Annotated in this window: 21 protein-coding genes; 18 read left to right on the plus strand and 3 right to left on the minus strand. The window is 41.8% G+C overall.

Going from position 1 to position 23,217, the window contains the following annotated elements:
- Positions 1–26: 26 nt before the first annotated feature.
- Positions 27–1,124, minus strand: a complete 1,098-nt coding sequence (locus CSV60_RS06755) for a M24 family metallopeptidase (protein WP_099636437.1) — start codon at positions 1,122–1,124, stop codon at positions 27–29.
- 107 nt (positions 1,125–1,231) lie between these two features.
- Between CSV60_RS06755 and CSV60_RS06760 the strand changes: the two genes are divergently transcribed.
- Complete coding sequence (locus CSV60_RS06760; RefSeq protein WP_099636438.1) at positions 1,232–1,909, plus strand: metal-dependent hydrolase; 678 nt, start codon at positions 1,232–1,234, stop codon at positions 1,907–1,909.
- Between the two features lie 126 nt (positions 1,910–2,035).
- A complete protein-coding gene (locus CSV60_RS06765; RefSeq protein ID WP_099630002.1) occupies positions 2,036–3,343 on the plus strand; it encodes a DRTGG domain-containing protein in 1,308 nt (435 codons plus the stop codon).
- Between the two features lie 12 nt (positions 3,344–3,355).
- Here the strand turns inward: CSV60_RS06765 and CSV60_RS06770 are convergent, their stop codons facing one another.
- A complete protein-coding gene (locus CSV60_RS06770; RefSeq protein WP_099636439.1) occupies positions 3,356–3,685 on the minus strand; it encodes a YtpI family protein in 330 nt (109 codons plus the stop codon).
- Positions 3,686–3,804: 119 nt separating this feature from the next.
- Between CSV60_RS06770 and CSV60_RS06775 the strand changes: the two genes are divergently transcribed.
- The 8 genes from CSV60_RS06775 (at position 3,805) to CSV60_RS06810 (ending at position 13,799) form a co-directional block, all read left to right on the plus strand.
- Positions 3,805–4,746 carry a DHH family phosphoesterase gene (locus tag CSV60_RS06775; RefSeq protein WP_099636440.1) on the plus strand — a complete coding sequence of 314 codons (942 nt, stop codon included), beginning with the start codon at positions 3,805–3,807 and terminating at the stop codon, positions 4,744–4,746.
- 19 nt (positions 4,747–4,765) lie between these two features.
- Positions 4,766–7,834, plus strand: a complete 3,069-nt coding sequence (locus CSV60_RS06780) for a DNA polymerase III subunit alpha (RefSeq protein WP_099636441.1) — start codon at positions 4,766–4,768, stop codon at positions 7,832–7,834.
- Positions 7,835–8,057: 223 nt separating this feature from the next.
- Entirely contained in the window at positions 8,058–8,720 is a 663-nt protein-coding gene (locus CSV60_RS06785) for a FadR/GntR family transcriptional regulator (protein WP_099636442.1), read from the plus strand.
- On the plus strand, positions 8,717–9,589 hold the full coding sequence (accD, locus tag CSV60_RS06790) for an acetyl-CoA carboxylase, carboxyltransferase subunit beta (protein WP_099636443.1): 873 nt from the start codon (positions 8,717–8,719) through the stop codon (positions 9,587–9,589). Before CSV60_RS06785 ends, accD begins: the two co-directional genes overlap by 4 nt.
- Complete coding sequence (accA, locus tag CSV60_RS06795; protein WP_099636444.1) at positions 9,586–10,539, plus strand: acetyl-CoA carboxylase carboxyl transferase subunit alpha; 954 nt, start codon at positions 9,586–9,588, stop codon at positions 10,537–10,539. The genes accD and accA overlap by 4 nt, the downstream gene beginning before the upstream one ends.
- Before the next feature lie 63 nt (positions 10,540–10,602).
- Positions 10,603–11,562 (plus strand): 6-phosphofructokinase, encoded by a 960-nt coding sequence (pfkA, locus tag CSV60_RS06800; RefSeq protein ID WP_099636445.1) that lies wholly within the window; start codon positions 10,603–10,605, stop codon positions 11,560–11,562.
- A 38-nt stretch (positions 11,563–11,600) separates the two neighbouring features.
- Positions 11,601–13,361 carry a pyruvate kinase gene (gene pyk, locus CSV60_RS06805; protein WP_099629654.1) on the plus strand — a complete coding sequence of 587 codons (1,761 nt, stop codon included), beginning with the start codon at positions 11,601–11,603 and terminating at the stop codon, positions 13,359–13,361.
- 54 nt (positions 13,362–13,415) lie between these two features.
- Complete coding sequence (locus CSV60_RS06810) at positions 13,416–13,799, plus strand: FxsA family protein (protein ID WP_099629655.1); 384 nt, start codon at positions 13,416–13,418, stop codon at positions 13,797–13,799.
- Here CSV60_RS06810 and CSV60_RS06815 read toward each other — a convergent pair.
- Complete coding sequence (locus CSV60_RS06815; protein WP_099636446.1) at positions 13,792–14,757, minus strand: AI-2E family transporter; 966 nt, start codon at positions 14,755–14,757, stop codon at positions 13,792–13,794. The genes CSV60_RS06810 and CSV60_RS06815 overlap by 8 nt on opposite strands.
- Before the next feature lie 183 nt (positions 14,758–14,940).
- On the opposite strand from CSV60_RS06815, the gene citZ reads away from it, so the two are divergent.
- From citZ to hflC, 8 genes are all read left to right on the plus strand, one after another.
- Entirely contained in the window at positions 14,941–16,056 is a 1,116-nt protein-coding gene (gene citZ / locus CSV60_RS06820) for a citrate synthase (protein ID WP_099629657.1), read from the plus strand.
- A gap of 71 nt (positions 16,057–16,127) precedes the next feature.
- Positions 16,128–17,396, plus strand: coding sequence for an NADP-dependent isocitrate dehydrogenase (gene icd / locus CSV60_RS06825; RefSeq protein ID WP_099629658.1), 1,269 nt, complete (start codon positions 16,128–16,130; stop codon positions 17,394–17,396).
- 69 nt (positions 17,397–17,465) lie between these two features.
- Entirely contained in the window at positions 17,466–18,404 is a 939-nt protein-coding gene (mdh, locus tag CSV60_RS06830; RefSeq protein ID WP_099629659.1) for a malate dehydrogenase, read from the plus strand.
- Between the two features lie 151 nt (positions 18,405–18,555).
- On the plus strand, positions 18,556–19,041 hold the full coding sequence (locus CSV60_RS06835) for a MaoC/PaaZ C-terminal domain-containing protein (protein ID WP_099629660.1): 486 nt from the start codon (positions 18,556–18,558) through the stop codon (positions 19,039–19,041).
- Complete coding sequence (locus CSV60_RS06840) at positions 19,031–19,732, plus strand: response regulator transcription factor (RefSeq protein ID WP_099629661.1); 702 nt, start codon at positions 19,031–19,033, stop codon at positions 19,730–19,732. The genes CSV60_RS06835 and CSV60_RS06840 overlap by 11 nt, the downstream gene beginning before the upstream one ends.
- On the plus strand, positions 19,733–21,148 hold the full coding sequence (gene pnpS, locus CSV60_RS06845; protein WP_099629662.1) for a two-component system histidine kinase PnpS: 1,416 nt from the start codon (positions 19,733–19,735) through the stop codon (positions 21,146–21,148).
- A 69-nt stretch (positions 21,149–21,217) separates the two neighbouring features.
- On the plus strand, positions 21,218–22,195 hold the full coding sequence (gene hflK, locus CSV60_RS06850; protein ID WP_099636447.1) for an FtsH protease activity modulator HflK: 978 nt from the start codon (positions 21,218–21,220) through the stop codon (positions 22,193–22,195).
- Positions 22,192–23,211, plus strand: coding sequence for a protease modulator HflC (gene hflC, locus CSV60_RS06855; RefSeq protein WP_099636448.1), 1,020 nt, complete (start codon positions 22,192–22,194; stop codon positions 23,209–23,211). The genes hflK and hflC overlap by 4 nt, the downstream gene beginning before the upstream one ends.
- Positions 23,212–23,217 lie beyond the last annotated feature (6 nt).

Raw genomic sequence — 23,217 nt, forward strand, 5'->3', positions numbered from 1 at the left:
TCTGTCTTCAGTTTTTCACTCTCATTTTACGCTCCGACAACAATCAAATCCTTAGAGAATTTCGTTAACACCTCGACGCCATCCTCCGTCACATACACATCATCTTCAATCCGTACGCCCGTGATAGTTGGGTCATAAATGCCCGGTTCAATTGTAAATACCATACCTTCTTGAAGTGGCATATCATTCGTAGCTGTCAAGGAGGGGAATTCATGAACAGAAATACCAAGGCCATGGCCAATCCGATGCGGGAATAACTCACCATAACCCGCTTCTTCAATAATGGAGCGAGCGGCAAGGTCCACTTCTCTAGCCAATGTACCAGGACGTACTACGTCAATTGCTGCTTGCTGTGCCTTCTTGACTGTCTCATAAATCTTACGCTTTTCCTCTGTAGGCTCACCGAATGCTACCGTACGCGTGATGTCAGAACAGTATCCTTTATACACGACTCCAAGATCAAATAAGATGAAATCCCCATTTTCAATGCGTTTTACACCCGGAATACCATGGGGAGAAGCGGTCTTCGTACCGGAAACGATAATGGTATCAAATGACATCTTCTCTGCGCCTTTTTGTTTCACCGCTTGTTCTACAGCTTGGACTATTTCTAGCTCGGTTTTACCTTCCGCGATTTCATTACAACCTACTTCTATCGCATAGTCTGCTAATTCGGCTGCTTTACGCAAGTGCTCAAGTTCCACATCATCTTTGATCAGACGATGGTTGGCTAGTTCATCATCTAACTTCGCAAACTGTAATGTCGGAAAACGCTCTTGCAAGATTTCGTAACGATCAACCGTTACATGTTCTTTTTCGATTGCGAGTAATGAGAAGGTAGAAGTCCGTTCAGTGATTGCTTGATCTAAAAATTCGAACGCATTATCTGTATCCTTATATCCGATAGCGTCATACTTCCAACCGATTGCTTTTACATCTGGAACTTCCATAGCAGGGCAAATGACAAATGGATCCGCTTCTTTGAAAACGATTACACCTAGTAACCGCTCATGGGGATCACTACGGAAATTAGTCAGATAAAATATATTGTCTGGATTGGTTATGAGTGCTGCATCAATATCATGTTTCGCTAAGAAATTTTGTACTTTTTGAATGTTCGTCAACATATTACCTCCTCTGTTATGGTTAGTATAACAAAAAAAGAGGGTTTTAAGCTATTTTGCAGAAGGTATAGAATAGAGTAGGTAATTAAAAGAGGAGTGTGATCGTAGTGAAAATCTCATACCATGGTCATTCGATCGTAAAAATTGAGACGAAAGGCAAGACGATTTTAATCGATCCTTTCATTACAGGTAATAAATTAACAGATCTACAGGCGGACGATGAAAAGCCTGATGTGATTTTACTAACACACGGACATAATGACCATGTGGGCGACACGATGGATATTGCTAAAAGAGAAAATATCTTAGTCGTCGCTCCGAATGAATTGGCCGTATACCTTGGATTCCAGGGGTTGACTACACATGGAATGAACATTGGTGGAGCAAACGAGTTTGATTTCGGTACCGTGAAATATACACAGGCATTCCATAGTTCATCCTATACAACGGCAGATAATGAAATAATTTATACAGGTATGCCTGCTGGTTTACTCTTGACGATAGAAGATAAAGTTATTTATCATGCAGGAGATACTTCGCTATTTAGTGATATGAAACTGTATGGTGAAGAGGGAATTGATGTGGCGTTCTTACCGATTGGCGATAATTTCACCATGGGTCCTAAAGATGCCGCAAAAGCAGTCGAATTGTTGAAACCCACGTTAACCGTTCCAATCCACTTCAATACATTCCCACCAATTGAAATGGATCCTGAAGACTTCAAATCACTCGTACAGAATCATGAAGTGAAAATAATGGAGCCAGGAGAAATCATCGAACTGTAAAATGTAAAATAAATAATTACGGTCTACGGCGCATTGTTCGTGTCGTAGACCGTTTTTTTGTTGAATTTATGGTATGATTATCAAAAAGCCGAAACCTTAAACTGGGTCGAAGAAAAAGGTGAAATCATGTCAACTAAACACGAGCAGATTTTGCGTTATATCGAAAGTTTGGCAGTGGGGGAAAAGATCTCCGTCCGCCAAGTCGCGAAAGCATTGGAAGTCAGTGATGGAACCGCTTACCGTGCGATAAAAGAAGCGGAAAACCAAAAATTAGTAAATACAATTGAACGTGTCGGTACAATCCGAATTGAAAAAAAGAAAAAAGAAAATATTGAACGTCTAACATTTGCAGAAGTCATCAACATTGTAGACGGCGTCGTGCTGGGTGGTCGTGATGGATTACATAAAACATTAACGAAATTTGTAGTAGGCGCCATGCAGCTCGAGGATATGATCCGATATATCGATGCGGGCAGTTTGCTGATCGTAGGAAATCGTTTGAAAGCGCATGAAATTGCGATTAAAGCGGGGGCAGCCGTCCTCGTGACGGGTGGCTTCGATGCGACTGATGAAGTGAAGCAGCTGGCAGACGAAATGAATTTGCCGGTTATTTCAACAAGTTATGACACCTTCACAGTAGCGACTATGCTGAACCGAGCGATTTATGATCAGTTGATTGAAAAAGAGATTTTATTGGTAGAGGACATTTTGACACCACTTGCCAGTACCGTGACATTATCTCCTGAAGATTCCGTCGATCAATTTTACGAAGTGAATCATCAAACATCGCACTCAGCCTACCCTGTTGTAAAATCTGACGGTACATTGGTAGGGATTATTACGTCCCGAGATGTCGTCAGCAATCCCGATGTAGAAACCGTTGGAAAAGTCATGACGCCAGGTCCCATCACGGTAAACGGTAAAGTGAGTGTTGCATCAGCGGGACACAGTATGATCTGGGAAGGCATTGATCTAATGCCTGTCGTGAATGATGCGGGCATTCTAGAAGGAATCATCAGTCGTCAAGATGTTCTAAAAGCACTGCAAATGACTCAACGTCAACCGCAACAAGGGGAAACAATTGACGACATTGTCAAGAATCAAATGAAAGCTATAGCCAATTCGCCTGAAAAAATCGAGTTTTCCGTTGTGCCACAGATGACCAATCAATTTGGTTCATTATCTTACGGAGCGATGCTAACGATCCTGACAGAAGCGGGTAGTCGTACGATTAAGCTTCAAAAACGTGGCGAAAGTGTGCCCGAGAATGTAACGATTTATTTCATCAAACAAGTTCAGCTTGGCGCCTCGGTAACAGTGGAACCAAAGATTATTCACTCGAGTCGCCGATTCATCAAACTGGAAATCGAATTGACATCGAACGATGGAATAGTTGCTAAAGCTATGGGGACTTTCCAGCTTTTTGAGAAATAAAAAAAGCTGACGTCAATTGACATCAGCTTGGTTTATTTTACTTTCTTCCGCAACAAACTGCTTATAATGTTTCTGAGCGTTAAAGTTAAATATAGCAACATATCCACCGAATAGAATGAATATAGCTGACACGATATAGGTGAGTGTGCCATCGAAAATCAGCAATTGATTGATGCCGAAGAAGATCAATAGGGCGCCAAGTGCTGTGCCTGCCAAACTCGCATACATCTTTTTACGGATGGGAAACATATGGCTCGTGCGGAATTGTCGTGTTTTAAAAACAAAATAGAATACGCCGCAAGCGACGATACCAAAAACAAAAATAAAGTTAACCATTTCCATCAAAAAAGCCCCCATTACATACAAAATAACCTGCTACCTTAGCGTTGAGGTTCATTATATATTGTAGCGGCTTTTAATAGGAAATGCGAATACTTGTACAGAAACCTGGGGGAATATAGATGAAACGACAAATCATTGACACAATTGAGAAATACGAAAAAATTATCATTCATCGTCACGTCCGACCTGATCCAGATGCATACGGGTCACAAATGGGGTTAAAAGCACTTATTGAAAAGAACTATCCGAGAAAGCAAGTACTCGCAGTTGGAACGCATGATGAACTGTTAAGTTATTTGGGTGAACCGAACACCGTGACTGAATCAGATTACGAAGGTGCCCTGGTCATCGTTACCGATACAGCGAACACGGATCGTATTGATGGATCATTTTACGACAAAGGTGCATTTTTATGGAAAATCGATCATCACCCGAACGAAGATCCATATGGTGATGAGCGATGGGTAAATACAGACGCGAGTTCTTGCTCGGAAATGATCTATACCATATATGAAGAAGGTCAAGCTTCATACAATTGGGAAATGTCCCCAGAAGCGGCACGTTTCTTATTTGCAGGAATTGTCGGGGATACGGGTCGTTTTATGTTCCCGAGCACGACTGAAAAGACATTTGAAGTAGCTAGCTCGTTAATCAAGCAACCTTTTGATCGAACGAAATTATTCGCAGGTATGTATGAGATGGATCGTAAAATCTTGCATTTGCAAGGCTACATCTACCAAAACTTTACGATCGATGAAAATGGTGCGGCTTATATTAAATTAACAAAAGAAATTTTGGAGCAGTTCGATGTAACCGTATCGGAGACGTCTCAACTCGTAGGGTCACTTGGAGAGGTTAAAGGGATTTGTGCGTGGATCATCTTTATTGAAGAGCAGAACCAAATCCGTGTCCGCCTACGTTCAAAAGGTCCTATCATCAATACATTGGCGATGCAGCACAATGGCGGTGGTCATCCACTAGCGTCAGGTGCTTCCGCGTATTCATGGACAGAAGTAGATGAAATCATCGGTAAACTGCAAGAACTTTGCAGAAACTATTAAGCAGAGCTGAGGGATTGAAATGAACCTGATGTATCCGCAAATTGTCACAGGCGCAGATTTATTGCGTGGAATCGTAAAGTTAGATGAACTGGCTCCTCTTTTGCAAAAAAGAGGGGCTTCTTCTGCTGCAATCGTCAATAGTACATTATATGGCGTGCGATCATTTAGTAAAATGCTGAGTAAATACGGCATCCGACCCATAATTGGATTGTCCGTTATGTTAGAAGTTGAAGATCATGAAGTGCTTGTATACATATATGCGCAAAACGAAACAGGCTTCTCCAATTTACTGAAAATGAGCAGTGCTATTTCGACACGTCAAGAAGAAAACTTACCGCTGAATTGGCTCCACGCCTATAGAGAAGGGTGCATCATGATATGTGCGATGACCGATTCATCCTGGGCGAATGCGCGTACTCTACATGTACTGCAGTTACTAACGGAGAATGTTTCCAGCGCTTCAACATTTATTGGAATCAGCCGGCCGGGTGGGGGGGCCCATACTGACGAAGCTGCCATTATGCAGTTGAGTGAGGAAAGTCAATTATCCATAGCGGCTTGTCACGAAACACGCTTTCTTCATAAAGAAGACTTTCAAGCTTATGAAGTCGCAACAGCCATTCGGAAAGGCTATAAATTAAATGATTCAAAAAAACCGCCTAATCGTTATAGACAAGCGTTTTTGCCTGAACTACAAGAACTTACAAATTGGTTCAGAGAGTATCCGGAATGGTTACAGACAACGGAAAACATTATGAATTCCTGTAATGTGACGATCCAGAAAGAAGATTTTTTACTTCCCAAGTTTCCTGTAGTAGAGGGCAAAAAGTCCATTGATTTGCTGGAAGAACAGTGTCGGACCGGATTGCAACAACGCTTTCCAACACTATCGCCAGAGTATGAAGAGCGATTACGCTATGAATTATCGAGTATTAAACAAATGGGCTTCACAGATTATTTCTTAATAGTAGAAGACTATGTACGTTACGCAAAAACAGAAGGAATTTTGGTAGGTCCAGGACGTGGCTCTTCGGCAGGCTCTTTAGTAGCATTTGCACTTGGCATCACAGAAGTGGATCCCATTATATACGGATTGTTATTTGAGCGCTTCTTGAATCCCGAACGTGTGACCATGCCTGATATAGATATCGATTTCGCGGATCATCGCAGAACGGAAGTTGTCAATTATGTGGCGGAAACATACGGCAAACAATATGTCGCACAGATTATCACATTCGGTACACTTTCAACGAAAGCCGTTGCCCGAAATGTTGCCAGAGTGGTGGATTTCACACCGGAAGAAGTGCGTTTCATGTCCAATGAATTGAATAGTAGACAGTCGTTTAAAGAAACGATCATGCAGTCCAAGAAATTACGTGACTGGATTCAAGTGGAGCCCCGAAGGAAAATATGGCAACAAGCTGCAGAACGTTTAGAAGATTTACCGAGAAATGCATCAACCCATGCTGCAGGTGTCGTGCTTGCCGCGAAGCCGCTCGTTCATTATGTCCCACTGCAGATTGGATCCGATGAAGTCTTCCTGACTCAATGGGCGATGAAAGATGTAGAAGAAGTCGGTTTGTTGAAAATGGACTTTCTTGGGTTGCGAAACCTCACACTACTCGATAGAATCCGTGCCATGATTCAATACAATAAAAAGCAGATCATCGACTTTGAGCAGATACCACTCACTGATCAAGCAACATACGCACTATTTAAAGCAGGAGATACAACAGGGATCTTCCAATTTGAATCGCCTGGTATGCGTCGCGCCCTTCGAACGATACAGCCCGATAACTTTAAAGATATTTACTCAGTCAACGCCTTGTACCGTCCGGGTCCTATGGAGTTTATCCCTCTTTATAGTCGTCGAAAAAATGGACAAGAACCGACCGTATATGACATACCCGAGCTCGAACCTATTCTAGCCGAAACGTACGGCATTATTATTTATCAAGAACAGATCATGAAAATCGCGGTGAATATTGCGGGCTTCACTATGGCGGAAGCCGATCTTCTAAGACGAGCGATTAGTAAGAAGAATCAGCAAGTATTGGAAGAAGAACGCCAGCACTTTACTGCCGGTGCACGTAAAAAAGGATTCGATCAAGTAAAGGCAAACGACGTGTATAATCTGATTGTTAAATTTGCGGATTACGGATTTCCGAAAAGTCATGCTGTAGCCTATTCACTAATTTCCTATCGACTGGCATTCTTTAAAGCAAATGAACCGACCTATTTTTACGCAGCATTTTTATCTTCTTTAACAGGAAGTAAAGAGAAGATGACGGAAGTAATTCGTGAAATGAAGGCAAAAGGTATTCCAATCCTACCTCCGTCAGTTACGAAAAGCCGCTATTCACATACAGTCGAAGGACATGCGGTTCGTCTAGGCCTAGGCGCTATAAAAGGGGTTACTATCGCCTTCTATCAGCAATTGGCTGCAGCGCGTGAGAAGGGGAACTGGTCTTCTATGTTTGACATGGCGATTGCACTCGGGGCTGATTACTTCACAGAAAAAACTGTCATTCCGTTAATTAAAGCAGGCGCGCTTGACGAGTTTAATCAGAAGCGTTCCGTACTCCTTGCTTCAATTGATGCCGCTCATTCCCATGCGCTGTTCATAGGCGACGATGCATTAAGCGAACAGTTCCAATTTAATTCGCAACCTAAATATACACCGGGCGGCACAATGGATCAGATGACAAAGCTTGGTTTTGAACATGATACATTAGGGTTTTATTTGTCCGAGCATCCTGTTGAACAATTGAAGCGAAATGCATCCAATCAACTAGCGACCATTACATCACTAGTTTCTTTACGTCAAGGAACTAAAGTGCACTGTATGGGAATTATTCTGTCGATTAGACGGATTCGTACCAAAAAAGGCGAAGCGATGGCATTTCTTACGTTACAAGATGAGACTGGAGAAATTTCCTGTACTTTGTTTCCGAAACAATACGCACAGATCAGCGTCCACTTAAAAGAGGGAGCGTTTGTTCAAATTTCAGGAAGCATAGATTTTCGAAATCAATCTGTTCAACTGATAGTAGAACAGTTGTTGCCGCTCCATCAATCGGGAGAATAAAACATACGAGTATAGACTCTATGGTCAATCATGACGCAATCCACGTCACGATTGACCATACTTCGACTTTTTAGTAAGTGAGCGTTCAGTCGGCAAGAAAAATGACGAAATAAAAACACTTGTAATTTCACGATATTGCTTTACGTGGTGCCGACTTTTTTGTATGCTTGTATGCAGGGTGGTCAGACCACTCTGCTGAAGGTATGAAAAAGGAGTTCTCCTCATGCAAAATTCACAATCATCATCCAAGCGTTTTTTGGATATTATCGGAGAACTACAATCACTGATTAGCGAACAAAAAATCGAATACGGCGATAGGTTACCATCTGAACGTCACCTAGCAGAAAAGCTACAAGTGAGTAGAACCGCAGTACGCGAAGCGTTGCGAAGTATGGAATTGCTAGGCCTCATTGAGACGAGGCGAGGCGAAGGAACGTTCCTATCCGATTTCAAAAAACATCAATTAGTGGAAGTTCTCTCGACGTTTATTATGCAGCAAGCACGGTCAATCCAAGATGTAGTAGATACAAGGATGATCCATGAGCGGGCAGCAATTACAACAGTCACAGAAAATGAAGAATTGCGCATGCTTCCTGTTTGGGAAGGCATGCAAAGTAGGTTGAGAGAAGGAGAGTCAGTGTTTTCACGTGAAGATATGGTACGCGAAACCATTGTCGCTACTGAAAATCGACTCTCCTTGAAAATTTGGTTTTTACTAAAACAGTATAGCGGTGTTTCTTTTGATATAGCCATTGAGGCTGATGAGGAAATAGCTATAGTGCATGAACTGCTGGATGAAATGATGGCAGGTAATAAGGAAAAAGCCTTAATTTGTTATGAAAAATGGATGGATCAAGTTGAGGGAGAAAGAAGGGAAACGGAATGAGTATCAAAGAATTATTTAAAAAGAAATCAAAAGTAGACCAACATACAATACCTTCTGCCAAAAGTAAAGCAGATGTGCCAGAAGGAATTATGACGAAATGTCCGGAGTGCAAGCATGTGATTTTGACGAAGGACTTGTTGAAGAATGGTAAGGTTTGCCCTTCTTGCCAGCATCATTATAAGATGACGGCACAAGAGCGGATCGATCACTTATTTGATGAGGGTAGCTTTGAATCAATGGATGATCATTTGAAAACAGAGAATCCGCTAGATTTCCCTTCTTATACAGAAAAAGTAGAAGCTGATGCAAAAGCAACAGGTTTGAATGAGGCCGTACTGACTGGCGTCGGAAGGATTCAAGATACACTAGTAGCCGTTGCAGTCATGGATGCACATTTCCGAATGGGGTCTATGGGATCAGTAGTTGGCGAAAAAATTACAAGAGCTGTAGAGAAAGCTACGGAATTAGGTATTCCTATGTTGATTTTTTCCGCAAGTGGTGGTGCCCGTATGCAAGAAGGTGTAATTAGTCTGATGCAGATGGCTAAAGTGAGTGTTGCTCTTGAAAGACATGCCAATAAAGGGTTATTGTACATTTCCATCATGACCTACCCAACTACAGGTGGTGTATCCGCGAGTTTTGCCTCGGTTGGTGATATTAATCTTGCAGAGCCAAAAGCTTTGATCGGGTTTGCAGGGCGTCGAGTAATTGAACAAACCGTACGTGAAAAACTGCCTGAAGATTTCCAGACATCGGAGTTCTTATTGAATCACGGGCAATTGGACGCTGTAGTCCATCGCAACGATATGCCAGAAGAAATGAATAAAATCTTGAAGCTTCACGCACGAAAGGGGGCTGTACTCGTATGAGTAAAACACTTGCATTTGAAGAACCTATCGTAAAACTGCGTGAAAAAATTAATGAACTAGAAGAGTATACCGCAGTCAATGACGTAGATCTTTCATCTGAAATCGTCAATTTGAAAAATCGTCTAGTTAAGTTGGAAACAGATATCTATGAAAGTATGGAGCCTTGGGATCGTGTACAAGTTGCCCGACACCCTGAAAGACCGACGACAATGGATTATATTACTCGTTTGTTCGAAGACTTTATCGAATTTCATGGAGATCGCAACTTTGGAGATGATGAAGCGATAATCGGTGGAATCGCCTCATTTGAGGAAATGCCCATTACAATCATTGGCCATCAGCGTGGAAAAGACACCAAAGAAAATGTTAGAAGAAACTTTGGTATGCCGCATCCCGAAGGATATCGTAAAGCGCTTCGCCTAATGAAGCAAGCGGAAAAGTTCCATCGTCCTATTATTTGTTTCATCGATACAAAAGGTGCATATCCCGGTAAAGCGGCAGAGGAACGAGGACAAAGTGAAGCAATTGCACGTAATCTAGTTGAAATGGCTGGTTTAAAAGTCCCTGTTATTTCCATCGTTATTGGAGAAGGGGGTAGTGGAGGTGCACTGGCTCTCGGTGTAGCAAACCATATCCATATGCTCGAAAACTCTACGTACTCTGTTATTTCCTCGGAAGGTGCAGCGTCTATTTTGTGGAAAGATCCATCACTGGCTAAACAAGCAGCGGAAGCGATGAAAATTACTGCACCCGATTTGAAAGAAATGAATATTATTGATGAAATCATTCCCGAAGTACTTGGCGGAGCACATCGCGATGCAAACAAACAGTCGGTAGAAATCCGTAGCACGCTACGAAGATCACTGAAAACATTATGCGAATTGACATCAGATGAATTGATTGATAATCGATATAATAAATTCCGGAGTATTGGCGTCTTTTCGGAATAAAAGATGCGGGCAACCGCGTCTTTTGCTCGTACATACAAGATATGATTAAAGGATGGGATCGACATGAAAAAAATTGCGGTCTTAACAAGTGGTGGCGACGCACCGGGAATGAATGCGGCCATTCGTTCCGTAGTCAGGAAAGCTCTCTTCGAAGGGGTGGAAGTTTCCGGTGTGTTCAATGGGTATCAAGGATTGATTGACGGTAAAATTGAGCAATTCCAGCTTGGTTCAGTCGGAGATATCATTCAGCGTGGCGGAACGATATTGCGATCTGCAAGATGTCCGGCGTTCATGACGGAAGAAGGTCGTGCCAAAGCAATGGAGCAAATCAAGCTTCATGCGATTGAAGGATTGGTCGTCATTGGTGGAGATGGGTCGTTTAAAGGAGCCAATGAACTTGTGAAATTGGGTGTTCCTTGTGCTTGTGTACCTGCTACAATTGATAACGATATTACCGGAACAGAATTTACGATCGGTTTTGATACTGCATTGAATACCGTAGTCCAAGTAATTGATAAAATCCGAGATACTGCAACATCTCATGAACGTTCTTTCATTATTGAAGTAATGGGTCGTGACGCAGGTGATCTCGCGTTATGGGCAGGGCTTGGTGGCGGTGCTGAATCGATTATACTGCCTGAGAAGCCATTTAACATACACGCTATTGTTGAACGCCTAAGGAGCAGTACGAGTCGTGGTAAAAAGCACAGTATTATCGTATTAGCTGAAGGTATGATGTCTGCCACGCAACTGGCAGAACTACTAAAAAAAGAAGCGGGTATTGAAACCCGTGTATCCATTTTAGGACATATGCAGCGAGGCGGCTCGCCATCTGCACGTGATCGGGTAATTGCTAGTCAATACGGTGCAAGAGCTGTTGAAGCATTGTTATCCGGAAAGAAAAGTTCTGCTGTTGGTATGAGAAATCATAAAGTGGTAGACTATAACTTAGAGGAAGTCTTTATCAAACGAGAAAAGTTGGATTTGTCATTAGTAGATTTAGCAGAAACATTATCTATTTAATTAGTCAGAGCCGACATGACGCAGAGGAGCGATAAGTAGTGAGAAAGACAAAAATTGTGTGTACAATCGGCCCAGCAAGTGAATCATATGAAGGACTACTAAAGCTGATTGACGCAGGGATGAACGTTGCACGTCTAAACTTCTCCCATGGCACCCAAGAAGAGCATAGAGTACGTATTGAAAGAATCCGCAAAGCAGCAGCAGAAAAAGAAAAAATGGTAGGAATTCTACTTGACACGAAAGGTCCTGAAATTCGGACGCATAAAATGAAAGATGGTCAAATTGAATTGGTGCGTGGACAAGCAGTAGATATTTCGATGCAAGAAGTACTCGGCACTGCAGAAACATTTTCCGTTACCTACGAAAAGTTAATTCATGATGTGGAACGTGGTTCATTTGTCTTACTAGATGATGGATTAATCGAACTTGAAGTAACAGGTAAGGATACGGAAAAAGGTTTGATCCACACCAAAGTGATCAACGCAGGTCCTTTAAAAGATAATAAAGGTGTTAACGTTCCGAATGTTTCCGTTCAATTGCCGGGAATTACGGATAAAGACAAAGAAGATATCTTGTTCGGTATTGAACAAGGCGTCGATTTTATCGCGGCTTCTTTTGTCCGTCGTGCATCTGACGTCATTCAAATCCGTGAACTACTGGAAAATAATAATGGTGGACATATCCATATCGTACCGAAGATTGAAAATCAGGAAGGTGTCGACAATCTTGATGCAATCCTCCAGTTATCTGATGGTCTGATGGTTGCTCGTGGAGATCTAGGAGTAGAAATTCCAGCTGAGGAAGTTCCTTTGGTACAAAAAATGATGATTCGTAAATGTAACCAATACGGTAAACCGGTTATTACAGCCACTCAAATGTTGGATTCTATGCAAAGAAACCCACGTCCTACACGCGCAGAAGCAAGCGATGTAGCCAATGCGATTTTGGATGGTTCAGATGCTGTCATGCTTTCGGGTGAGACGGCTGCTGGATTATATCCGGTCGAATCTGTAAAAGTCATGTGCAAGATCGCACTTTCTACTGAAGAATCTATGGACTTCCATTCTGTCGTTTCCACAAGAACGAGAGAAAAAGAAGGAAATCTTACAGAGGCAATTGGACAAGCAGCGTCTTATACAGCACTAAACTTGAATGTAAAAGCGATTTTAGCACCAACTGAAAGTGGTCAAACAGCGACGATGATCGCAAAATACCGTCCAGGTGTTCCAATTATAGCGGTTACACGTTCCGAAGTGGTTTCCAATAAGCTGACGCTAGTTTGGGGAGTGTATCCAATCGTTGGAAAGAAAGCACTGGACATCGACGGGATCCTTCAGGAATCAGTCGAAGAGAGTGTAAAACATCAATATGTAACGCATGGAGATGTAGTCATTATCACAGCGGGGGTACCGGTTGGTGAAGCGGGTACAACGAACTTGATGAAATTACATGTGATCGGTGATTTAATCGGTCGAGGACAAGGCATCGGCAAAAACGTTGCTTTCGGTAAAGCGAAAATCATCAAGAATTCACAAGAAGCATTGACACAAATTAAAGAAGGCGACATTATTGTTACGCATTCTACAGACCGTGATATGTTTGCAGCGCTCGAGCGATGTGCAGGTATCATTACTGAAACGGGCGGTTTGACTAGTCACGCCGCGGTAGTTGGTTTGAGTCTTGGTATACCTGTTATCGTAGGGGTGGAAAATATCACATCTGTTATTAAAAATGGCAGTGACATTACAATGGACGCAGCGAGTGGTGTGATCTACAACGGTCACGCAAAAGTATTGTAAAAACATACAGACCGCTTCTCGTTAAGAGAAAGCGGTCTTTTTGGAGGTCACTATATGAAATGGTTAATAGCATTATTTATTATCGTACCGACTACAGAACTGGCTTTATTAATGATCTCAGGCAAAACGCTCGGTATCATGCCTACGATTTTGATTATTATCATAACAGGAATTGGTGGCGCGTATCTTGCGAAGAAACAAGGGCTTCGTGCATGGCGTGATTTACAGGTCCGTATGGCCAATAGAGAAACTCCTGGTAAAGCATTAGTAGATAGCGTGTGTATTTTACTAGGTGGTTTATTATTATTAATACCTGGTTTCATCACAGACATTATGGGATTAGTATTGTTGTTTAGTGGCCCACGTAAAATACTGTACCCATTTATCGTCAAGTGGATTTACAATAAAATACGTAACGGGCAAATCCGAGTTATGTAAACGTAGGATGTTCCTTAACTTTTAACGCAATAAATAGGAAGAATGGTAAAAACATGATGCCGTATAATCCGAATAAATAAACAGCGCAAGCCGTAATAACAAATGAATGTACAGTGCGTAATTTAAAGGTGTGTGCCCATAATATGGATTCAACCATCTGCCTGCATACAAGTAAAACGATGTACAAAACGACTAAGCCAATAGCCGAATGCATGTCGTCAATATAGAAGGAAAAGGCAATCATCGGCAAAAACACGAGACCTATTCCAAGGAACGGAATACTATCGACTAATGAAATCAAAAATGCTTTAGTTACGAATGACTCGAAATCGAGAAGCCAAAAACCGGCAGCCATTAGAATAAACGTCATGATAAATAGTCTAATTTGAACGGAGAAAAAATGCCCCATCAAACGGCTTGACCTCTCAAAAATCCTGCGTGCTACCTGTCTGAAGTTTTTAGGAAAGTACACTAAAAACCAAAAACGATTGGTAGCACTTTCTCGTAAAGCGAAAAAGTACGCAATAATAAATAAAAATGTGCTGAAAATCTGCTGAAAAGTCTTTTGTAGTAAACTAATGACCCCCTCCATCGCTTCATGACTTAGTTGGATAAATTGTTCTGCAGCCGCGTGTAGGTTCCATCCTTGACTATCCATCATTTCAATAATTACGCCTAATTGATCTTCCATTGTCCAAATGACAGAAATCAATCCATTGATTGATAGGAATAGGAAGGTGTATACTAAAGAGGCAAGCATCCCCATTATGAGTAAAGCAGCTAAAAAAGCCGGCAGTTTTGTAAGGGCTATTAAAGAATTCATAAGCGGAGCGGTGAAGAAAGCGAAAACTATCGCAAATCCAACAGGTGGAATCACGATGAGAGAAATTATGATTAATATAGCCGGTAACCATTGACGGGCGTAGGTTTGGAAGCGTTTGGAGTCGATGGATATCATGGGAATTTGTCCATTCCTTTCGGGTAATAATAAATAAAAAACATCTTTACCATTCACAAAACCGTTCAAGTTGCTTATAATGGACTTTGTAAGCGTTTTAGATAAAATATAATTAGCAGATGGTCATCGTTTCTGCACTCCGCTTCAGGGAGATGACCAAACTGGGAAGAAGGAGCGAATATCATGACAGCAACAAAAGGTTTGGAAGGTATCGTGGCAGCACAAACTCAAATCAGTTCCATTATCGATGACACTCTTACATACGTAGGATATGGTATCGATGATTTAGCAGAAAATGCTAGTTTTGAAGAAGTAGTTTATCTACTTTGGCATAAACGTTTGCCAAACGAAAAGGAACTAGCTGAATTGAAACAGCAGTTGGAAGATAACGCAGCAATTCCACAAGGGGTTCTTGACCACTTTAAAACGTATCCGATCGACAAAGTGCATCCAATGGCGGCACTTCGTACAGCAATCTCGCTTCTAGGATTATACGATGAAAAAGCGGAAGATATGTCACCTGAAGAAAACTACAATAAAGCAGTTAAGCTTCAAGCTAAAGTTGCAACTGTAGTTACTGCATTCGCACGTATCAGAAAAGGACAAGAGCCAGTAGCGCCTAAAAAAGGTTTAAGCTATGCGGCAAACTTCCTTTACATGCTTTCTGGGGAAGAGCCTGCTGATATCGCTGAAGAAGCATTCAATAAAGCACTTGTACTACACGCAGACCATGAATTGAACGCATCGACATTCACAGCGCGCGTATGTGTGGCTACTCTATCTGATATGTATTCTGGCGTTACTGCTGCAATTGGCGCTCTTAAAGGCCCATTACATGGCGGTGCAAACGAAGCGGTTATGAATATGCTAATGGAGATCGGCGATGAAGATAAGGTCGAGTCATATATTCGTGAAAAACTGGCTAATAAAGAAAAAATCATGGGCTTCGGACACCGTGTATACCGTCAAGGTGATCCACGTGCGAAGCACTTACGTGAAATGTCTAAGCGATTGACTGCTCTTCGTGGTGAAGAAAAGTGGTACAATATGTCTGAAAAGATCGAAGCAATTGTCACTGGAGAAAAGAAATTGCCTCCAAATGTTGATTTCTACTCCGCTTCGGTATATCATTCATTAGACATCGATCATGATATTTTCACACCTATTTTTGCTGTTTCACGTTTTTCAGGATGGATTGCACATATCCTGGAGCAATACGAAAACAACCGCTTGATCCGCCCACGTGCAGAGTACGTTGGACCAGGCATGCAAAAGTATGTTCCAATCAATGAACGATAAAAAATAGTAAATTTGTGGGGCGGTATCTCGTATACCGGCCCACTGATTTTGAACTCAGGAGGATATCAATAATGGCTAACGAAGGAAAGATTACAGTAACTAACGGTGTTTTAAACGTCCCAGATCACGCAACGATTCCTTTCATTATAGGTGACGGCACAGGTCCGGATATTTGGCATGCAGCTTCACGTGTTATCGAAGCAGCTGTTGAAAAAGCTTATGACGGAAAAAAGAAGATTAATTGGTTAGAAGTTCTTGCAGGAGAAAAGGCATTCAACGAAACTGGTGACTGGCTTCCACAAGAAACTCTTGACACAATTAAAGAATATCTAATTGCGATTAAAGGACCACTTACTACGCCGATCGGTGGAGGATTCCGTTCATTGAACGTAGCACTACGTCAAGAACTTGATCTATACACGTGCTTGCGTCCGGTTCGTTATTTCCAAGGAGTACCTTCACCCGTGAAACGTCCTGAGGATTGTGACATGGTTATTTTCCGTGAAAACACAGAAGACATCTATGCAGGTATTGAGTACCAAGAAGGTTCTGACGAAGTGAAAAAATTAATTAACTTCCTTCAAACCGAGTTAGGTGTTAAAAATATTCGTTTCCCTGAAACTTCAGGACTTGGTATCAAACCGATTTCTGAAGAAGGCACAAAGCGTCTCGTTCGTTCAGCATTGAACTATACGATTGAAGAAGGTCGTAAATCTTTGACGATTGTACACAAAGGAAACATCATGAAGTTCACAGAAGGCGCATTCGCGAACTGGGCATACGAGTTGGCTGAAGAAGAATTCGGCGACAAAGTATTCACATGGAGAGAATATGACCGTATTAAAGATGCTGAAGGAACAGATGCTGCGAATAAAGCACAATCTGATGCAGAAGCTGCAGGCAAAATCATCGTAAAAGATGCAATTGCGGATATCTTCTTGCAACAAATCCTGACTCGTCCAAAAGAATTTGACGTAGTAGCTACAATGAACTTGAACGGTGACTACGTTTCTGATGCGCTTGCTGCACAAGTAGGCGGAATCGGAATCGCACCGGGAGCGAACATTAACTACGAGTCTGGACATGCGATCTTTGAAGCAACTCACGGAACAGCACCGAAATATGCAGGATTGGATAAAGTTAACCCTTCATCCGTATTGCTATCAGGCGTTATGATGCTTCAACATCTTGGCTGGAACGAGGCGGCTGATCTAATCACGGCTTCTATCGAAAAATCTATCGCATCTAAAGTAGTGACATACGATTTCGCACGTCTAATGGACAATGCGGAAGAAGTAAGCACTTCTGGATTTGCAGACGCACTAATCAAAAACCTATAAGCATGACGAAAGAGGGGGATGAGAATCCCCCTCTTTCTACTATCTTGTTCTGAAAAAGGAGAGTTTTACATGTCATTGAAGCGTAAAAAAGTATCGGTTATCGGATCTGGTTTTACTGGAGCAACAACTGCATTCCTTTTAGCTCAAAAAGAATTATGCGATGTCGTCATCGTGGATATTCCATCAATGGAAAATCCGACGAAAGGCAAAGCATTGGACATGTTGGAAGCTGGTCCGGTTCAGGGGTTTGATGCCAACATCATCGGTACATCCAATTACGAGGATACAAAAGATTCGGATGTAGTGGTTATTACTGCGGGTATTGCGCGTAAACCTGGAATGAGCCGTGACGACTTAGTACAGACAAATCAAAAAGTCATGAAGTCCGTGACAGCTGAAATTGTAAAGTATTCTCCTGATACGAAGATTATCGTTCTGACGAATCCAGTGGATGCCATGACGTATACTGTGTATAAAGAATCTGGATTCCCTAAAGAACGTGTGATTGGTCAGTCGGGTGTACTGGATACAGCTCGTTTCCGAACGTTTGTCGCGCAAGAATTGAATCTATCCGTGAAAGATGTAACAGGATTCGTTTTAGGTGGCCATGGAGACGATATGGTGCCTCTAGTGCGTTATTCGACTGCTGGTGGTGTGCCTCTTGAAAACTTGATCTCTGCTGGTCGTCTGGAAGAGATTGTAGAACGTACACGTAAAGGTGGAGCTGAAATCGTCAATCTGTTAGGTAATGGGTCTGCATATTATGCGCCGGCTGCTGCATTGGTTGAAATGACAGAAGCTATTTTGAAAGACCAAAAACGAGTATTACCATCAATCGCGTTTCTAGAAGGCGAATATGGTATGAACGGTATTTATTTAGGTGTTCCGACTGTATTAGGTGCGAACGGTATTGAAAAGATCATAGAACTTGAATTGACTGACGATGAGAAAATGGGGCTTCAAAAGTCCGCTGATTCTGTACGTACAGTCATGAGTGTTCTATCGTAAAATTATAGGTTGGGGATCGGACAGCTTTGTAGCCGTCCGATCTTTTTTCTCGTTAGCTCGATTTTTCTTGGGTGGATTGTTATAATTTAATTATTGAAGTAATTTTCAGCTTTTTTTCAAAGATGACTTTAGAAATATAGGAGGGGTTTGTTTGTTGAAAAGTAGACGGAAATTGATAGGGAAAGATATCACAGAGTTGGAAATCGGTGAGAGGTTACACTTAACCGAGAAAATAGAAGATAAAGATTTGATGCTATACCTGGGATTAACGAATGATGCCAATCCGCTTTATCTGCAACATGATTATGCAGCGGAGACGATATATGGACAGCCGATCGTTCCACCCATTATGTTGACGGGTATCGTAACAGCCGCCATTTCGAAACATATGCCAGGACCAGGCGCACATATAATCAATCAGCAACTGCATTTTCCTAAACCGGTCTATCATTACTCGATAGTCGAATTCGTTCTGGAAGTCACGAAACTTGAAGTTCAGTCAAACCAAGTAACGATCCAAGTAGATGCAACTGATCAGGAAGGCGAACGAATTATGAGCGGAGAAGTAGTAGTGATCGCGCCACAAAAGCTTCCTGTCAAACTGGCACAAACAAAGGAATCGTCGGATGGGAATTAAACAGCAAAAGATTTTAATTGTGGAAGATGAACAATCTATACAAAAACTACTTGAATTCACATTGCAGCAAGCGGACTATAAAACAGTACTCGCAAATGACGGCGAAGAAGCCGTGGAAAAAGTATTAGATGAACAACCCGATTTGATTATTCTAGATTTAATGTTGCCGAAAATAGACGGAATAGAAGTCTGCCGTATGTTGAGAAAAGAAAATATTGAAACGCCAATCATCATGTTGACTGCTAAAGGGGAAGAGATGGATAAAATCGTTGGGCTAGAAATGGGTGCCGATGATTATATGACCAAGCCTTTTAGTCCCCGTGAAGTGGCGGCAAGAGTACGTGCAGTTCTTAGGCGTACAGGTGAGCGCAACCATATGAAGGAAAAGAAATTGGTTGCGGGACAGCTGACAGTATATCCGGAACGCTTGGAAGTGTACTTGGACGAAAAGCCGTTAGAATTTACACCTAAAGAATTTGAGTTGCTTGTTTATTTCATGAAGCATCCAAATCGCGTGTTCTCTCGTGATCAGTTGCTACAGGCAGTCTGGAATTACGAATTTGCAGGAGATTCTAGAATTGTGGATGTACATGTGAGCCATCTGCGCGATAAAATCGAAGAAAATACGAGGAAACCGCGCTATATTAAAACGATGAGAGGCGTCGGTTACAAGTTCGGGGAGCAAAACTAGATGAAGTACTATTACACACGAATTTTAACTGCATCCGCCATCATTTTATCCATTCTATTAATTGTGCTAGGAATTATCTTAGGACAATTTTTTCATTTATTTGGAGAAAATGTGGATGCAACAATACAACAAACCTATTGGGTCTACTTACTGTTTACACTCGTTTTAGTATTTGTTGTCACGATGTTCGTTATGGCAAAAATCCTTCAGCAGTATGTCCAGCCGATTGATCACTTCACAGGTGTTATTCATCAATTGGCACGAGGCAATTATCAGGCGCGAGCGCATAATGAAGACTCGGAAATCAATCATCAACTGACGAATTCCATCAATGAAGTCGCGCAGAAATTACAAGGAAACTCTGCACTTCGCGCAATGGAACAAGAGCGCTTAAAGACATTGGTCAGTAGCATTGGTAGTAGCCTATTGATGTTTGGCAGGCAAGGTGCAATCAACTTGGTCAATCGCGTGTTTGAAGAAACCTTCCATCGCGATGGAGAAGAGCTAATGGGAAAAACGTTTAAAGATATCGGATTGCCAGCGGATATTGAAAGAGAAATTGAAACCATTTTTTTAACAGAGGAAGTACGTTCATTCCAATCTCAAGTAGTACTCAAGGAAGGCATCCGCCATTTAGAAGTATACGGCGCGCCTGTTATAGGTGAAAACGGCAACTGGCTTGGAATCGTTATTATCATGCATGATATTACAGAGTTGGTCCGCCTGGAACAAATACGTAAAGATTTCGTAGCGAATGTGTCCCATGAATTAAAAACACCTGTTACATCGATTAAAGGTTTTTCGGAAATGTTGCTTGACGGTGTGGTGGAAGATCCTGTGGTAAAGAAAGATTTCCTAGAGATTATGTATAAGGAAAGTAATCGTCTGCAATTATTGATTGAAGATTTATTGCGATTATCTAGCATGGAACGTGGAAGCTTTGAAATTACACGAGAGCCTGTGGATGTTATTGAAGTAGTCGAGCAATCCATCAAGATCGTTCAGGCAAGAGTACAGGAAAAAGATATGCAAATTGATTTGCATATGCCAGAACAATTCATAATTCCTGCAGATCATGATCGTTTAGTGCAAGTCATGGTGAACTTATTGAATAATGCCATTGCCTACTCGCAAGAGAAAACGATTGTGACGGTCTCTGTAGAAGAAATAGAAGGAAACGTGGAAATCACGGTTCGCGATCAAGGGATTGGCATCATGCCTTCAGAGTTACCGCGACTATTTGAACGTTTTTACCGCGTAGATCGTGCGAGAAGCAGGGAATCAGGTGGTACAGGATTGGGTCTAGCGATTGTGAAACACATTGCTGAAGCGCATCAAGGCACTGTCACAGTGGACAGTGAAGTGGGTGTCGGCACTGTTTTTCGTATTCATTTACCCATTGATGAACAAATGTAGTATAGAAAAATGAAACTTACTCGACTACTGTTCCGTACAGTAGTCATACATAGAAAAGGAGGAACAGATATGAGCACAAAGAGGATCCTGGTGACACTTGGCTTGTTTGTCACCGGCTTATTACTTTTATTGATCGTCTTTACTACGTGGTACACAGTAGATGAATCTGAACAAGCTGTCGTCATTTCATTCGGTCAAGCTGGCGCACCCGTGACGGACTCTGGTCTACATTTTAAATTACCTTGGCCGATTCAGAAAACAGAAATCTTATCAAAAGAAACGTACAGCATTCATTTCGGTTACAAACAAGATAAGTCGGGTGAAATCGTTGATAAGGAAACAAAGATGATAACAGGGGACGAATATATCGTGCTGACCGATCTGACAGTGCAGTGGCGTATAGTGGATCCGAAGAAGTATTTATTCAATGCAGAAGACCCCATTGAAATCTTGAGGGATGCGGCATCTGCTTCCATACGTTCTGTCATCGGTAGTTCCACAATTGATGCGGCGCTAACGGATGGGAAAGCAGAAATTGAAGCAAAGACTCGTGAGTTATTGACTAGTTTGGTAGAGAAATATGATATCGGTATAGCGGTACAAGGCGTGAAGTTGCAAGATGTTGAATTACCCAATGCAGAGGTACGTGCAGCATTTACCGCTGTAACCGATGCGCGCGAAACGAAAAACACGAAGATTAATGAAGCGAAAAAGTACGAGAATCAAAGAACGAAAGAAGCAATTGGTGAACGTGACGCAATCAAATCCCAAGCGCTAGGGAAAAAGACGGCACGTATCGAACAAGCGCGTGGTGACGTAGCGGTATTCAGTGATTTATATAATGAATATGCGAAAAGTAAAGATATCACTCGTGAGCGTTTGATCATTGAGACGCTAGAGCAAGTGTTACCTAAAGCAAATCTGTATATTATGAACGACAGCGGAGAAACGATGAAGTATTTACCACTCCAACAGCTGCAAAAAGATCAGCCGCCTGTAACGGGAGAAAAGGATAAGTCGGCTGAAAAAGGAGGGAAAGCTTCATGAGTAACGAACAAAACCCTTTCAAGAAGATAGAAGATGCCCTTAAGAAGATGGGGGAAACCGACCAAAAAAGAAATACTCAGAAACCAGATGCTGATCCCAAAGTTACGCAGATGCGACCGAAAAGAGCGTTTGATATGAAAAAGTACACAAAACTCATTATCTCGTTAACAGTCGTTTTTGCGATTCTGGTGATTCTGTTATCCAACTTATTTATCGTCAAAGAAAATGAATACCGGGTCGTCCGTCAGTTCGGTGAGATTACACGAATTATCGAAAAGTCCGGAATGCATATGAAAATACCATTTATTCAAAGTGTCAGTACGTTGCCGAAAAACCGAATGACTTCTAACGTATCAGAAGCGGAAATTAATACAAAAGACAAGAAACGGATCATCATTGATAATTATGCAATATGGCATATTACAGATCCTGCTAAAATGATTTCCAATGCACGTAATATTGTCAATGCCGAAGCTAGAATGGAAGAATTCATTTATTCTGTAGTCCGTAATGAAATGGGACGTCTAGATTATGTCAATGTTGTCAATGATGAAGACTCTTCACGCGGAAGCTTGAATGACGATGTGACGGCCAAAGTAAATAAGTTTTTGGACGATGGGAATTACGGTATTAAAGTAGTGGATGTTCGTATGAAGCGTATTGATTTACCTGAAGAAAACGAACAGTCTATCTACACACGAATGATTTCAGAGCGTGATTCGACTGCACAATCTTACCTTTCTGAAGGGGATGCAGCGAAGCAGAAGATTGAGGCAGAAACAGATCGTGTAGTTCAGGAAATGTTAGCAAAAGCGAAAAAAGAAGCAGCGATCGTTACTGCGCAAGGTGAAGCGGAAGCGGCAAGAATTTATAACGAGGCGTATGCAAAAGACCCAGAATTCTACAAACTGTATAGAACACTTCAGTCTTATACGAAAGTCGTGGATGACGAAACGATGATCATCCTACCAGCTGATTCTCCATATGCCAAGCTATTAAGCGGCAATATCGAGTAATCATAA

Source organism: Sporosarcina sp. P7, from assembly GCF_002743425.1.
Taxonomy (GTDB): domain Bacteria; phylum Bacillota; class Bacilli; order Bacillales_A; family Planococcaceae; genus Sporosarcina.